This is a genomic window from Streptomyces gardneri, from assembly GCF_006539185.1.
Classification (GTDB): domain Bacteria; phylum Actinomycetota; class Actinomycetes; order Streptomycetales; family Streptomycetaceae; genus Streptomyces; species Streptomyces gardneri.
The window spans coordinates 47,789-61,969 of sequence record NZ_BJMN01000027.1 but is presented as its reverse complement, the minus strand read 5'-3'; the positions used below and the strand labels follow the sequence as shown (position 1 = coordinate 61,969).

Sequence of the window (14,181 nt, the reverse complement as noted above, 5' to 3'; positions counted from 1 at the left end):
TAAGACCATGTGACCGGCAGGCGTACCTCCACAGACGCCTTCGATCTGGGTATGTTCCTCGCCGTCAGGGCAGCCAACCGAGTCATCGAGGAGTCGGGACACGTGTCGGAAATTAATGATCAGAAGTTCGTCTACGACTTCACCGAGGGCAACAGGGACCTGAAGGACCTGCTCGGTGGCAAGGGCGCGAACCTCGCCGAGATGACCAACCTCGGCCTGCCGGTTCCCCCCGGCTTCACGATCACCACCGAGGCGTGCAAGGTCTACCTCGAGAGCGGTTCGGAGCCCGTCGCGCTGCGCGACGAGGTGAGTGCCCACCTCGACGCGCTCGAGCAGCAGATGGGCAAGAAGCTCGGCCAGGCCGACGACCCGCTGCTCGTCTCCGTCCGCTCCGGAGCCAAGTTCTCCATGCCGGGCATGATGGACACGGTCCTCAACATCGGCCTCTCGGACGAGTCCGTGGCCGGCCTCGCCCGCCAGGCGGACAACGAGCGCTTCGCGTGGGACTCGTACCGCCGCCTCATCCAGATGTTCGGCAAGACCGTCCTCGGCGTCGAGGGCGAGCTCTTCGAGGAGGCCCTCGACGAGGCCAAGGCCGCGAAGAAGGTCGCCAGCGACACCGACCTGGACGCCGCCGACCTCAAGAAGGTCGTCAAGCACTTCAAGAAGATCGTGAAGGCCCAGACCGGCCGCGACTTCCCCCAGGACGCGCGTGAGCAGATGGACCTCGCCATCGAGGCCGTCTTCAACTCCTGGAACACCGACCGCGCGAAGCTGTACCGCCGCCAGGAGCGCATCCCGGGCGACCTCGGCACCGCCGTCAACGTCTGCTCGATGGTCTTCGGCAACCTCGGCCCGGACTCCGGCACCGGCGTCGCCTTCACCCGCGACCCCGCCTCCGGCCACGCCGGCGTCTACGGCGACTACCTGCAGAACGCGCAGGGCGAGGACGTCGTCGCCGGTATCCGCAACACCGTGCCGCTGGCCGACCTCGAGTCGATCGACAAGAAGTCGTACGACCAGCTCATGCACATCATGGAGACGCTGGAGACCCACTACAAGGATCTCTGCGACATCGAGTTCACCATCGAGCGCGGCCAGCTCTGGATGCTCCAGACCCGCGTCGGCAAGCGCACCGCCGGTGCCGCCTTCCGCATCGCCACGCAGCTCGTGGACCAGGGCCTGATCGACGAGGCCGAGGCGCTCCAGCGCGTCACCGGCGCCCAGCTCGCGCAGCTCATGTTCCCGAAGTTCGACGAGAACGCGAAGGTCGAGCAGATCGGGCGCGGCATCGCCGCCTCCCCGGGCGCCGCCGTCGGCAAGGCCGTCTTCGACTCGTACACCGCGGTCAAGTGGTCCCGCTCCGGCGAGAAGGTCATCCTGATCCGCCGCGAGACCAACCCGGACGACCTGGACGGCATGATCGCCGCCGAGGGCATCCTCACCTCGCGCGGCGGCAAGACCTCGCACGCCGCCGTCGTCGCCCGCGGCATGGGCAAGACCTGTGTCTGCGGCGCCGAGGAGCTCGAGGTCGACACCAAGCGCCGCCGGATGACCACGGCCGACGGCCAGGTCGTCGAGGAGGGCGACGTCGTCTCCATCGACGGCTCCACCGGCAAGGTGTACCTCGGTGAGGTACCCGTCGTACCGTCCCCGGTCGTCGAGTACTTCGAGGGCCGCATGCACGCCGGCGCCGACGACGCCGACGAGCTCGTCGCCGCCGTCCACCGCGTCATGGCCTACGCGGACCGCGTCCGCCGGCTGCGCGTCCGCGCCAACGCCGACAACGCCGAGGACGCGCTGCGCGCCCGCCGCTTCGGCGCCCAGGGCATCGGCCTGTGCCGCACCGAGCACATGTTCCTCGGTGAGCGCCGCCAGTACGTCGAGCGGCTGATCCTGGCCGACACGGACGTCGAGCGCGAGGAGTCGCTGAAGGCGCTGCTCCCGCTGCAGAAGCAGGACTTCATCGAGCTCTTCGAGGCCATGGACGGGCTCCCCGTCACGGTCCGGCTGCTCGACCCGCCGCTGCACGAGTTCCTGCCCGACATCACCGAGCTGTCGGTGCGCGTCGCCCTCGCCGAGTCCCGCAAGGAGCCGCACGAGAACGACCTGCGCCTGCTCCAGGCCGTGCACCGGCTGCACGAGCAGAACCCGATGCTGGGTCTGCGCGGTGTCCGCCTCGGTCTGGTCATCCCCGGCCTGTTCACCATGCAGGTCCGGGCGATCGCGGAGGCCGCGGCCCACCGCATCGACGCCAAGGGCGACCCGCGCGTCGAGATCATGATCCCGCTCGTCGGCACCGTCCAGGAGCTGGAGATCGTCCGCGAGGAGGCCGAGCAGGTCATCGCCGAGGTCCGGGCGCAGACCGGCATCGAGCTGAAGCTCGCGCTCGGCACCATGATCGAGCTGCCGCGCGCCGCCGTGACCGCCGGCCAGATCGCCGAGGCCGCGGAGTTCTTCTCCTTCGGCACGAACGACCTGACGCAGACGGTCTGGGGCTTCTCCCGCGACGACGTGGAGGCCTCGTTCTTCACCGCGTACCTGGAGAAGGGCATCTTCGGCGTCAGCCCCTTCGAGACCATCGACAAGGACGGTGTCGGCGCGCTCGTGCGCAGCGCCGTCCAGGCCGGCCGGGCCACCCGCCCCGACATCAAGCTCGGTGTCTGCGGCGAGCACGGCGGCGACCCGGAGTCGGTGCACTTCTTCCACGAGGTCGGCCTCGACTACGTCTCCTGCTCGCCCTTCCGGATCCCGGTGGCGCGTCTGGAGGCCGGCCGCGCGGCGGCCGAGGCGAAGGGCAGCGACAGCCGCTGAGTCCTGCTGAACCGGGGTTCAGGAGTGGCGGTCGGGCCCTCCTGAACGCCGGTTCAGCAGCAGTACCCACCCCTGCTGAACGCCGGTTCAGCAGCGGTGTCGATCCCTGCTGAACCCCCGTTCAGCAGCGGAAATAGCGGAACCACCGGGGCCGCCGTCGGTCACTTTCGACCCTCACCGACGGGCGGCGGCCTCGGGCACCAAAGAGAGACGGGGCGGACACCTTTGTGCGGAGGTGTCCGCCCCGTCGTATTTCGCCCCGATCGAGGCCGCTCATTTTGCTTGCCCGTCGGTCAGATGTGAGTTCGTGTTCAATTTCGGCCGATTGAATTATTGGCCATTGAACTTTTCTGTTTCCTCGACGCAAAGAACGGGGCGGGCGCGACCCCCGGATCCCCACCCGGAGGCCGCGCCCTTTACCGATGTCGGGCAGGTGAGCCGCAACCTCGCCGACCGCCGCCGGACGCGCAAAGCCCCCCACGGTCTTCGCCACGTCACCTCGGTCCTGAAGGTTTCCTGCCCGACCCGCACAGCTTTTCGTTTCTCCCCTGATCGCCGCGATGCTTTTCAACTGTGGCTGAAACACCCTGGTAACGTGCTGTGATGCTGTGCATACTCGTCGTCGGGGGTGGTTGCGAGTGCACAGGTGGGGACGTCATGCTGCGGATTCATTTCACCGGAAACGACTTGGCGGGGGTGCGGACGGCCGCCCGACCGGATGTTCTGTGGGAAACCATTCTCAGCTTTCACCGCTTAAGGGACCGGCGCGGATCCGTCGTCTACCGGGAATGGCGCTCGGCGGCCCGGGCGAGGCTCGGCGGTGAGACCCGCCTCCTCGCCGCGCTCGTTCCCAGCCGCGGCTATTTTCCCGACTTCCTGACGCCCGCCGAAGGCGTCCACGGCCTCGACGAGGGCCTCCAGGCGATCCGCGCGACCGACGCCGGCCGGCTCCGCGGCGAGCTCTCCCTGCTCGCCGCGGACCGCTCCGGCGCCCGGACCGTGCCCCATTCGCTGCGCGCCCTCGCCGACGGCGGAGGGGAGCCCTTCGACCGGCTCGTGGGGGCGCTGCGGAGCTATCACCGGGCCGCGATCGAGCCGTACTGGCCGCACATCCGGGCCCGTGTCGAGGCCGACCGGGCGCGCCGCGGCCGGGCCCTGCTCGACGGCGGAGCCGACGAACTGCTCGCCTCGCTGCCGCCGATGCTGCGCTGGCGCGCGCCCGTCCTGGAGGCCGACTACCCGGTCGACCGGGACGTCCACCTCGACGGGCGGGGGCTGCTTCTCCAGCCCTCGTACTTCTGCCGGGGGACACCCGTGGTGCTGCGCGACCCCGCGCTGCCGCCGGTCCTCGTCTACCCCGTCACCCACGGCGAGGCGCCGACCGTCCGCGAGCCGGGCGGCTCCTCACTGGCCAAGCTGGTCGGCCAGACCCGCTCGACGGTCCTGCACGCCATCGGGGACGGCGGGACGACGAGCGAGCTCGCGCGCCGCGCGGGGGTCTCGCTCGCCTCCGCCAGCCAGCACGCGGGCGTGCTCCGGGAGGCAGGGCTCATCGCGACCCTGCGCCACGGAAACGCGGTCCTGCACACACTGACGCCGTTGGGCGCCGCCCTGCTCGGCGGCGCCCAACGGACGGTGGAACTGCGCTGTCACACGGGGAGCTACGCGCGGAACGGGCCGGTCACCTCGTAGGTGATGCCGCCCGAGGAGCTGCCCGTCGTGCCCCGCTGGCTGGAGAAGTACAGCCGCGAGCCGTCGGGGGAGAAGGCCGGTCCGGTGATCTCGGAGCTGGACTGGCCGGTGATCCGGAGGAACGGGGCGACGATGTCGTCCGGGGTGATGACGCAGATCTCCATGTTGCCGCCGTCCTCGGAGACGAACAGGTCGCCGGAGGTGGTGCCGGTGACGTTGTCGACACCCGTCAGCGGGGCGCCGCCGCCGGAGACCAGCGAGTCGTCGTAGGCCAGCTCGTACGTCCCGGCGGCGAGGTTGACCTGCCAGACGCGGTTGTCGCCCTTGGTGGTGAACCAGACGGTGTCGTCGGCGTAGTAGCAGCCCTCGCCGCCGTTGAAGCGCTTGGCGCCGGAGACCTGGTTGCGGGTGGTGGTCGGGGAGCCGTCCGGGTCCGGCACGTTCTGCCAGGTGAAGGTGCCGGACGTGGCCGTGCTCGCCTTGAAGACCTGGAGCGTGCCGGAGGAGAGGTTGCCCCAGGTGGTCGGCAGGAAGCGGTAGAAGCAGCCGTCCGACTCGTCCTCGGTCAGGTAGATCGCCTGGCGGACCGGGTCGGCCGCGGCGGCCTCGTGCTTGAACCGGCCCATCGCGTCCCGGCGGGTCGCGGTGCCGCCCCAGGGGTTCGTCTCGTAGACGTAGCCGAGGGACACCTCCTCGCAGGAGAGCCAGGTGTTCCACGGGGTGGCGCCGCCCGCGCAGTTCTGCCGGGTGTTGGAGAGGATGCGGTACGCGCCGGTGATCGTGCCCGCGGAGTTGAACTTCACCGCGCTCGCGCCGCCGCTCGGGTTGATCTCCGAGTTCGAGACATAGATCCAGCCGGTGCCGTCGACGAAGCAGGCGCCGCCGTCGGGGGCGTTGTGCCAGGTGTAGGAGGTGCCGGACACGGTCTGGCCGGACCGGGCGATCACCCGGCTGGTGAACCCGGCCGGCAGCAGGATGCCGTTCGAGTCCGCCGCACCGAGCGCCCCGTAGGGGCCGGCGCCGGGCTGGGCGGGGGCGGCGAAGGCCGCCCCGTGCCAGAGGCTGCCGCCGAAGGCGGCGGCGGAGGTGCCGATGACCGCTCCACGCAGGAAACTGCGTCGCTCCACGTCTCACTCCTGAAGAGGGTGATGAACCGCCCCGCGCCGGTCGGCGGCGGGGTCGCGCGCTTCCGGAACCTAGGAGTCCCGCGTTGACGGTGCATCAACAAGCGATGACGTGGAAGAGGCGGGGACGGGGCGAAGGGCTGCGCCGAGGGAGGACGGGGGCGTGAGGGGAGTACGGGGTGCCCGGGACGTTCGGCACTGGGGGAACGGGGGCCGGGCGGGCAGACTGGGAGGCATGCGCTCCACCACCCGGGACATCGGCGACCGCGACGACCTCGACGTCATCCTGCGCCGCTTCTACACGGCCGCCTTCGCGGACCCGCTGATCGGTCCCTTCTTCACCGAGATCGCCGGCACGGACCTGGAGGTCCATCTGCCGAGGATCACCGACTTCTGGGAGCGCGCCCTCTTCCGCACCGCCGACTACGGCCGGGACGCCTTCGCGCCGCACGCCGCCCTCCACTCCGCGCGCCCGCTCACCGCCGCTCACTTCGGGCGCTGGACGCAGCTCTGGCACGCCACCGTCGACGGCCTCCACCAGGGCCCGACGGCCGAGCGGGCCAAGGCGCAGGGCGAGCGGATCGCCGTCGCGATGCTGCGGCGGCTGGCCGGGCCGGACGCGGCGACCGACGGCGGGGGCGGGGGATTCGTCCCGTTGGCGGCGTTCGAGCTGCGCTCGGTGGCCTGACCGAGGAAACCTTCGGAGAATTTCCCGGGAGAGCGATGAGTTCCGGGCGGGACGCCCGTCTTACCTCTCGACAGCGCCGGAACGCACCGAGCACCCCGGCCGCCCGACGGAAGAGAGCACGTCATGGCCCCGCAGATGATCTTCGTGAACCTGCCCGTGAAGGACCTCGACACCAGCAAGGCCTTCTACGAGAAGCTCGGCTACTCCATCAACCCGAACTTCACCGACGAGACCGCCGCGTGTGTCGTCATCAGCGACACGATCTTCGCGATGCTGCTCACCGAGGAGAAGTTCAAGAGCTTCACCGCCCCGGGCAAGGACATCTCCGACGCCACGAAGGCCACCGAGGTGCTCATCACGCTGAGCGCCGAGAGCAAGGAGAAGGCCGACGAGCTGGCCGACGCGGCCCTCGCCGCCGGCGGCTCCCCGGCGAAGGAGCCGATGGACATGGGCTTCATGTACGGCCGCTCCTTCGCGGACCCGGACGGCCACCACTGGGAGGTCTTCTGGATGGACCCGAAGGCCGCCCAGGGCTGAGCCCCGACCGGCCCCCGCGTCGCTCGTACGTCAGGCGGAGACCCCGCCGTCGATCACCAGGTCGGTGCCGACGGCGGAGCCCGCGGCGTCCGAGGCGAGGTACAGGACGGCCGCCGCGACCTCGGCGGCCGACGAGATCCGGCCCAGCGGAGACTGCTCCTTCATCCGGACCTCCCGCTCGGCCTCGGTCTCGCCCGGCAGGAGCGACATCGAGGACTCCGAGGCGCCCGGGCTGACCGCGTTGATCCGGACCCCGTCGGCGATGTGGTCCAGGGCCGCGGCCCGGGTGAGGGCCGAGACGGCCGCCTTCGAGACCTGGTAGCCGAAGACTCCCGGGATCCGGACGTGCGGACCCAGGTTCGACGAGATGTTCACGATCGCCCCGCCGCCGTGCGCCCGCATGTGCGCCACCTCGGCCTGGAGGGCGTGCAGCACCCCCGTCACGTTGATGTCGAGCAGCGTCTGCCAGTCCTCCAGGGGGAAGTCGGCCGCGCTGTGACCGCCCCGGAAGACCCCGGCGTTGTTGACGGCGACGTCGAGACCCCCGAAGAGCTCGACCGTGCGGCGGACCAGCTCGCGCGTGGACTCCGCGCCGGACACGTCGGCCGTGACCGCGGCCGCGGTGCCCCCGGCGGCCTCGATCAGGGCGACCGTCGCGTCGAGCGGCCCGGCGGTCCGGCCGGCGGCGACGACCCTCGCGCCCTCGGCGGCGAAGGCGAGGGCGATGGCCCGGCCGAGGCCGGAACCGGCGCCGGTGACGAGGACGGTGCGGTCGGTGAAGCGTGCGGACATGGTGATGGACTCCCCTGTGAATGCGTCTACTTGGTACGGATCGTGGTGACCGCGAGGGCGGTGAAGAGGACGGCCGCGGCCGCCAGCGACACCGCGTCGCCGCCGAGGGTGAGCAGTGCGGCGAAGAGCACGGTCGGCCCGAGCTCCATCGCCGTGTTCAGGACGCCGCCCGCGAGCCCCGCGCGGTGCGCAGGGACGCCGTCGGTGGCGAGGACGGCGGCGCCCGCGAAGGACAGGGCGCCACCGGCCGGCAGCAGCAGGAGGCCGGGCAGCAGCCCGTACGCGTACGGGATCGAGCCGTCGAAGCCGGTCGCGGCGAGCAGCGCGAGCCCGGCGGCGGCCGCGCCGAGCCCGGCGCCGGTCACCCGGCCGGGGCCGAACCGCCCGATCAGCGGGCCCGCGAGGCGGCCCGAGCCGAGCAGGGCGACCGCGAAGGGCACGAAGGCGGCGGAGGTGAGGAGCGCGGACCAGCCGCGGCCTTCCTGGAGGGCGAGGGACAGCAGGACGAAGACCGTCGCCGTCCCGGCGGCCGTGAGCCCGATCGCCGCGAGCCCCAGGAGGCGGCGGCCGTCGCGCAGGAAGTCCGGCGGCAGGAGCGGGTCGGCCGTCCGCCGTTCCACCGCCGCGAAGGCGGCGAGGAGGGCGAGACCGGTGAGCAGGGGGACGAGGACCGGGGCGGAGCCCCAGGGGTGGGCGTCGGTGAGGACGAGCCCGAAGCTGGCGAGCGTGATCCCGGCGGTCGCGAGCAGCGCGCCGGGCAGGTCCAGGGTCCGGCCCGCGCCGGGCGGGTCCAGGGTCCGCACCGTGCCGGGCGGGGTCGCGGGCAGCAGCCGGGGCGCGAGGAGCAGCGCGGCGAGGGTCACGGCGACCGGTACGGCGAAGGTGCCGCGCCAGGAGGAGGCGGCCGAGATCACCCCCGAGAGCAGGTTCCCGGCGGTCGCGCCGAGCACGGAGAGCCCGCCCCAGGTGGCCATCGCCCTGCCGTACGCGGCCGGCGCCGGGAACAGTGCCCGGAGCACGGCCATCGCGGCCGGGGCGACGAGCGCCGCGCCGACGCCCTGCCCGAAGCGGGCGGCGAGCAGCGCCTCGTACCCGGGGGCGAGGGGCGCGGCCGCGGAGGCGGCGCCGAAGACCACGAGCCCGGCGGTGAGGGTCCGGCGTCCGCCGAAGCGGTCGGCGAGTCGGCCGCCGAGCAGGAGCAGTCCGGCGAAGGTCAGTCCGTAGGCGGCGCTCAGCAGGATCAGGTCGGCGCGGTCGAGCCGGAACTCGGCGCCGATGCGGGGGAGGGGGACGGCGAGAGCGGCGAGCGTGAAGATGAGCGTCATCTGCACGCCGCCGAGCAGGAGGAACCCGCCGCGGGTGCGGGGCCTTCGGTCGCTCGTGCCCTCCGGCTCCCTCGCCCCTTCCGGCTTCCTCGCCGCTGTCTTCGCCGTCCTCGTCGCGTGCATGACTTGTCCCCCCTGAGACGTGCTGTACTTGACCGTACATTCCAATATGAGCCCCGAAGAAAGGGCGCCCCTGCGGGCGCCCGTTCCTCAGTCCAGCAGTCCCAGTGCCTGCTCCGCCGCGTCCAGGACCCTGCCCGGGTCCGTCGAGGCCTTGCCCACCACCCTGATCCCCTGGAGCAGGACCAGCAGCATCCGGGCCAGGGCGCGCGGGTCCCGGTCCGCCGGGAGCTCGCCCCCGGCGCGGGCCCGGGTGAGCGCCCCGTACAGGAGCGTCTCGACCTGCTCCCAGCTGAGCTCGACCCGGCGTGCGACGGCCGTGTCGTGCGGGGCCAGCTCCGCCGCCGAGTTGGTGACGAAGCAGCCGTTCAGCCGCTCGCCCTCCGTCGCCGCCTCGGCGGCGAAGCGACGGACGAGCGCACGCACGGCCGGCAGGGCCGGGCCCGGCGTGGACAGCTCCTCGACGAGCTCCGGGTCGCGGGTCTCCAGGTAGCGGTCCATCGCCTTCATGTACAGGTCGTGCTTGTTCCCGAAGGTCGCGTAGATGCTGGCGCGGCCGACACCGAGGTGCTCCACGAGGTCCGACATCGTCGTCGCCTCGTAGCCGCGCGCCCAGAACAGGTCGAGAGCGGCCTGGAGCGCGGCGTCGGGATCGAATTCCTTGGTCCTGGCCACAGGGAGAACGTATGCCTATCTGGAACGCTCGGTCAAGTTAAATCGACCGGACCGGATAGACCGCCACCGTGACCTCGTCGTCGTCCAGGCAGCGGCCCGTCTCCAGGTCGAAGCGCTGCTTCAGGAGCGGCGAGGCCACGAACGGCCGCCCGTCCACCGAGCCGATCAGCCCCCGGGACAGCACCTGCGCCCCGGTGAACGGGTCGCGGTTGTCGATCGCGTACATCCGTCCCGCCCGGTCCCGGAAGACCGCCGCCTGCCGGCCGTCCGGCAGCAGCGCCGCCACGCCCCGGCCCGGGGTCAGCCGGGACTCCTCGCAGACCGTCATCCAGGAGTCGGGGGAGGGGGAGAGTTCGAGCATCGTCGTGGTGAGCGTCGTCGAGGTGAGCGTCGTCATCGGGAGGTGACCCCTTCCAGGGTGAGGAACGTGAGATCGGGCTTGATCTGGTCGCGCTCCGGCATGAACCGGACCGACGGGTCCGGTGCCTCCGGCGCGTTCACGAAGGAGACGAAGCGCCGCAGCCGGTCCGGGTCGTCCAGCGTCTGCGCCCACTCGTCCTGGTAGTCCGCGACGTGGGCCGCCATCAGGGCCTCCAGCTCGTCGCAGAGCCCGAGCGAGTCGTGCACCACCACGTCCTTGAGGTGGTCGAGCCCGCCCTCAAGGCGCTCCAGCCAGGTCGACGTCCGCTCCAGACGGTCCGCCGTCCGGATGTAGAACATCAGGAACCGGTCGATCAGGCGGACGAGTTCGGCGTCCGAGAGGTCCTGCGCGAGCAGGTCCGCGTGGCGCGGGGTAGCACCGCCGTTCCCGCCGACGTACAGGTTCCAGCCGTTCGCCGTCGCGATGATCCCGAAGTCCTTCGACTGGGCCTCCGCGCACTCACGGGCGCAGCCCGAGACCGCCGACTTGAGCTTGTGCGGGGAGCGCAGGCCCCGGTAGCGCAGCTCCAGCTGGATCGCCATCTTCACCGAGTCCTGCACGCCGTAGCGGCACCAGGTCTGCCCCACACAGGACTTCACGGTGCGCAGCGACTTGCCGTAGGCGTGTCCCGACTCGAAGCCCGCGTCGACGAGCCGGGTCCAGATCGCCGGCAGCTGCTCGACCCGGGCGCCGAACATGTCGATCCGCTGGCCGCCCGTGATCTTCGTGTAGAGCCCGAAGTCCCTGGCCACCTCGCCGATCACGATCAGCCCGTCCGGGGTGATCTCGCCGCCGGGGATGCGCGGCACGACCGAGTACGAGCCGTTGCGCTGCATGTTGGCGAGGAAGTGGTCGTTGGTGTCCTGGAGGGAGGCCTGCTCGCCGTCGAGGATGTAGCCGTTGTTGAGGGAGGCCAGGATGGATCCGACGGTCGGCTTGCAGACCTCGCAGCCCTCCCCGCCCTTCGCCTCGTCCCGGCCGTGCGAGTCGAGCAGCGCGGCGAAGGAGGTGATCCGGAGCGTGCGGGCGATCTCGTACAGCTCGCTGCGGGTGTACGAGAAGTCGCGGCACAGGCCCTTGTCGGTGGCGGCCGGCAGCAGCTTCTCGATCACCTTCACGCAACTGCCGCAGCCCGTACCGGCCTTGGTGCACTTCTTCACCTCGGCCAGCGAGGAGCACTCGCCGATCGCGTGCTTCGTGACGTTGTGGCAGGAGCAGATGACCGCGTCGTCCGGCAGTGCCGAGGGGCCGAGGGCCACCGGTGCACCCGCGCCCGCCGGGAGCACCAACTGCTCGGCGGAGACGGGCGGTACGGAGCCGGTGAGCGGCCGGAGGAGTCCGTACTGCTCGGCGTCGCCGACCAGGACGCCGCCGAGGAGACGGCCCTCGCCGTCGATCACCAGCTTCTTGTAGACGCCCGAGCGGGAGTCGGAGTAGACGACGTCGAGGCAGCCCTCGGTCGCGCCGTGCGCGTCGCCGAAGGAGGCCACGTCCACACCGAGGAGCTTCAGCTTGGTCGACATGTCGGCGCCGGTGAAGCCCGCGCCGTCCCCGGCCTCGTCGGCGATCGTCGCCGCCACCGTCTGCGCCATCTCGTAGCCCGGCGCCACCAGGCCGTAGACCCGGCCGTCCGAGGCGAGCGCGCACTCGCCGATCGCGAAGACCGCCGGGTCGGACGTACGGCACCGCTCGTCGACCGCGATGCCGCCGCGCTCGCCGACGTCCAGGCCGCAGTCGCGGGCCAGCTGGTCCCGGGGCCGTACGCCCGCGGAGAACACGACCATGTCCGTGGCCAGTTCGGAGCCGTCCGAGAGCTTCATCCCGGTCACGGCGCCGTCCGCCGTCACGACCTCCTGCGTACCCGTCCCGACGTGGACGCTCAGGCCCATGCGCTCGATCGTGCGGAGCAGGGCGGCGCCGCCGCCCTCGTCGACCTGCACCGGCATCAGACGCGGCGCGAACTCCACGACGTGGGTCTCCAGGCCGAGCCCCTTGAGCGCGCCCGCCGCCTCCAGGCCGAGCAGTCCGCCGCCGACGACCGCACCGGTCGTCGCCGTCTTCGCGTACTCCTCGATCGCGAGCAGGTCCTCGATCGTGCGGTAGACGAAGCAGCCGCGGGCGTCCTTGCCGGGGACCGGCGGGACGAAGGGGTACGAGCCGGTGGCGAGGACGAGCGTGTCGTACGCGAAGACCTGCCCGGAGCGGGCGGTGACCGTACGGGCCGCCCGGTCCACCGACTCCGCCGGGTCGCCGAGGTACAGCTCGATGCCGTGCTTCTCCAGGAAACCGGCCTCGACCATCGACAGGTCGTCCGGGGTCTTGCCGGAGAAGTACGAGGTCAGCTGGACGCGGTCGTAGGCCGGGCGCGGCTCCTCGCAGAGGACCACGATCCGGGCCCGCTCGGTGACGCCACGGTCGGCGAGCGCCTCCAGGAAACGCTGGCCGACCATTCCGTGGCCGACCAGGACGATCGTGGGGGTGGACGCGGTCGTCATGTCAGCGCTCATGTCAGGAGCCTCCGTCGTGGGTGAGCAGGTGCAGCAGGGGGGCCTCGTCGGGGAGGGCTTCATCGCCCTCCCAGGCCCGGGCGAGCGCGCCGACCGCGGCCAGATCGCCGAGGAGGACGCCCCCGACGAGCCGGTCACCGCGGACGACGACCTTGCGGTAGGCGCCTCGGGTCGCGTCGGTCAACTGGACGACGTCGTCGCCCGGTCGGGCCGTCGCCTCCCCGAAGGCGGCGAGATCGAGCGGCTGCGCGCCGCCGAGGGTGAGACGGGTGAGGGCGCGGGTGCCGGTGTAGCGGGGGAGCGGGGCGTCCGTCGCGGTCGTCTCCGACCGCAGCAGGTCCGCCAGGACGTCGGCCTGTTCCAGTGCCGGTCCGGCCAGGCCGTACACCCGCCCCGCGTGCTCCGCGCAGTCGCCGATCGCGTGGATGAAGGGGTCGGAGGTGCGGAGTTCGTCGTCGACCAGGACGCCCCGGCCGACGTCGAGTCCCGCCTCCCGGGCCAGGGCCGTGCGGGGCCGGACCCCGCAGGCCAGGACCACGACCTGGGCGTCGAGGACGTAGCCGTCGGCCAGTTCGACCGCCGTCACCGCCCCGTCCCGCTGCCGCAGGCCGCTCACCCGGCACTCCGTGTGCACCTCGACACCGAGGGACTCCATGTGCTCGCGCAGCAAGGCCGAGGCCTGGACGTCGAGTTGGCGTTCCATCAGGCGCTCGCCCTGCTGGGTCAGGACGACCTCCGCGCCCAGCGCCGCGAGCGCCCGGGCCGCCGAGACCCCGAGGAGTCCGCCGCCGATGACCACCGCCCGCACTCCGGGCCGGACGACGGAGCGCAGCTCCAGGCAGTCGTCGAGCGTACGGAAGGGGTGGACGCCCTCCGGCAGCGCCGCCCCGCGCAGTCCGCGCAGCGGCGGCAGCACCGGGTTGGAGCCCGTCGCCAGGACCAGCCGGTCGTAGCCGACGAGGGAGCCGTCCGCGCACTCCACCGTCCTCGCCGCCCGGTCGATCCGCACCGCCCGCACCCCGAGCCGTGCCGGCTCCTGGGCCCCGGGCAGGGCGATGACCTCGGGGGCGTACCGCCCGGCGAGGACGTCGGCGAGCAGCACCCGGTTGTACGGGGCGTGCGACTCCTCGCCGAGGAGGGTGACGGGCAGGCGCTGGGCGAGCCGGGCGCCCGCCGTTCCGCCCCCGACCACCACGATCCGTGTACTCATACCGGGAAGCGTGCGCGGCCGGTGTTACCCGGCGGCATCCCGACTGTTTCCCGTACGGAACGCTGATCTCCGCCCCCGGTCCCGAGCGCTGTGAGGGCCCGGCGGGATTAACCCGCAGTGAGCCTCGGCTCAAGCCCGCCTTAAGGATCCCGGGGACGGGGCCGAGCCGCGGATTCCCGTATACGGGCGGACCTAGGGTGCCGGATGTGACCACCGAGGCCAGCCACCACCCTCTCTACGTGCCGCTCCCCAGCCAGCCGGCCCCCGCTCCCGCCG

Annotated in this window: 12 protein-coding genes; 5 read left to right on the top strand and 7 right to left on the bottom strand. The window is 71.9% G+C overall.

Going from position 1 to position 14,181, the window contains the following annotated elements; translation table 11 throughout:
• Window positions 1–102: 102 nt before the first annotated feature.
• The 3 genes from ppdK (at window position 103) to SGA01_RS20915 (ending at window position 4,506) form a co-directional block, all read left to right on the top strand.
• The gene (gene ppdK / locus SGA01_RS20925; protein ID WP_141298041.1) at window positions 103–2,814 is read left to right on the top strand and encodes a pyruvate, phosphate dikinase; all 2,712 of its coding nucleotides are present in this window, start codon (window positions 103–105) and stop codon (window positions 2,812–2,814) included.
• A 307-nt stretch (window positions 2,815–3,121) separates the two neighbouring features.
• Entirely contained in the window at window positions 3,122–3,418 is a 297-nt protein-coding gene (locus SGA01_RS20920; protein ID WP_141297966.1) for a hypothetical protein, read from the top strand.
• A 53-nt stretch (window positions 3,419–3,471) separates the two neighbouring features.
• Window positions 3,472–4,506 carry an ArsR/SmtB family transcription factor gene (locus tag SGA01_RS20915; protein ID WP_174867404.1) on the top strand — a complete coding sequence of 345 codons (1,035 nt, stop codon included), beginning with the start codon at window positions 3,472–3,474 and terminating at the stop codon, window positions 4,504–4,506.
• Here SGA01_RS20915 and SGA01_RS20910 read toward each other — a convergent pair.
• The gene (locus tag SGA01_RS20910) at window positions 4,476–5,633 is read right to left on the bottom strand and encodes an alkaline phosphatase PhoX (protein WP_141297965.1); all 1,158 of its coding nucleotides are present in this window, start codon (window positions 5,631–5,633) and stop codon (window positions 4,476–4,478) included. The two genes, SGA01_RS20915 and SGA01_RS20910, sit on opposite strands and share 31 nt — an antisense overlap.
• Window positions 5,634–5,865: 232 nt before the next feature.
• Here SGA01_RS20910 and SGA01_RS20905 point away from each other — a divergent pair, with 232 nt between their 5' ends.
• Complete coding sequence (locus tag SGA01_RS20905; protein ID WP_055643574.1) at window positions 5,866–6,318, top strand: group III truncated hemoglobin; 453 nt, start codon at window positions 5,866–5,868, stop codon at window positions 6,316–6,318.
• A gap of 123 nt (window positions 6,319–6,441) precedes the next feature.
• Complete coding sequence (locus tag SGA01_RS20900) at window positions 6,442–6,855, top strand: VOC family protein (RefSeq protein WP_141297964.1); 414 nt, start codon at window positions 6,442–6,444, stop codon at window positions 6,853–6,855.
• A 30-nt stretch (window positions 6,856–6,885) separates the two neighbouring features.
• On the opposite strand, the gene SGA01_RS20895 is transcribed toward SGA01_RS20900, so the two are convergent.
• From SGA01_RS20895 to SGA01_RS20870, 6 genes are read right to left on the bottom strand one after another with little or no spacing between them, the layout of a single operon-like run.
• Entirely contained in the window at window positions 6,886–7,647 is a 762-nt protein-coding gene (locus SGA01_RS20895) for an SDR family NAD(P)-dependent oxidoreductase (RefSeq protein WP_141297963.1), read from the bottom strand.
• Between the two features lie 26 nt (window positions 7,648–7,673).
• Window positions 7,674–9,140, bottom strand: coding sequence for an MFS transporter (locus SGA01_RS20890; RefSeq protein WP_255325231.1), 1,467 nt, complete (start codon window positions 9,138–9,140; stop codon window positions 7,674–7,676).
• Between the two features lie 42 nt (window positions 9,141–9,182).
• On the bottom strand, window positions 9,183–9,767 hold the full coding sequence (locus SGA01_RS20885) for a TetR/AcrR family transcriptional regulator (RefSeq protein WP_141297961.1): 585 nt from the start codon (window positions 9,765–9,767) through the stop codon (window positions 9,183–9,185).
• A gap of 37 nt (window positions 9,768–9,804) precedes the next feature.
• Window positions 9,805–10,164 (bottom strand): nitrite reductase small subunit NirD, encoded by a 360-nt coding sequence (nirD, locus tag SGA01_RS20880; RefSeq protein WP_141297960.1) that lies wholly within the window; start codon window positions 10,162–10,164, stop codon window positions 9,805–9,807.
• A complete protein-coding gene (gene nirB, locus SGA01_RS20875; protein WP_229917532.1) occupies window positions 10,161–12,695 on the bottom strand; it encodes a nitrite reductase large subunit NirB in 2,535 nt (844 codons plus the stop codon). The genes nirD and nirB overlap by 4 nt, the downstream gene beginning before the upstream one ends.
• Window position 12,696: 1 nt before the next feature.
• The gene (locus SGA01_RS20870) at window positions 12,697–13,905 is read right to left on the bottom strand and encodes an NAD(P)/FAD-dependent oxidoreductase (RefSeq protein ID WP_141297959.1); all 1,209 of its coding nucleotides are present in this window, start codon (window positions 13,903–13,905) and stop codon (window positions 12,697–12,699) included.
• Window positions 13,906–14,181: the final 276 nt, after the last annotated feature.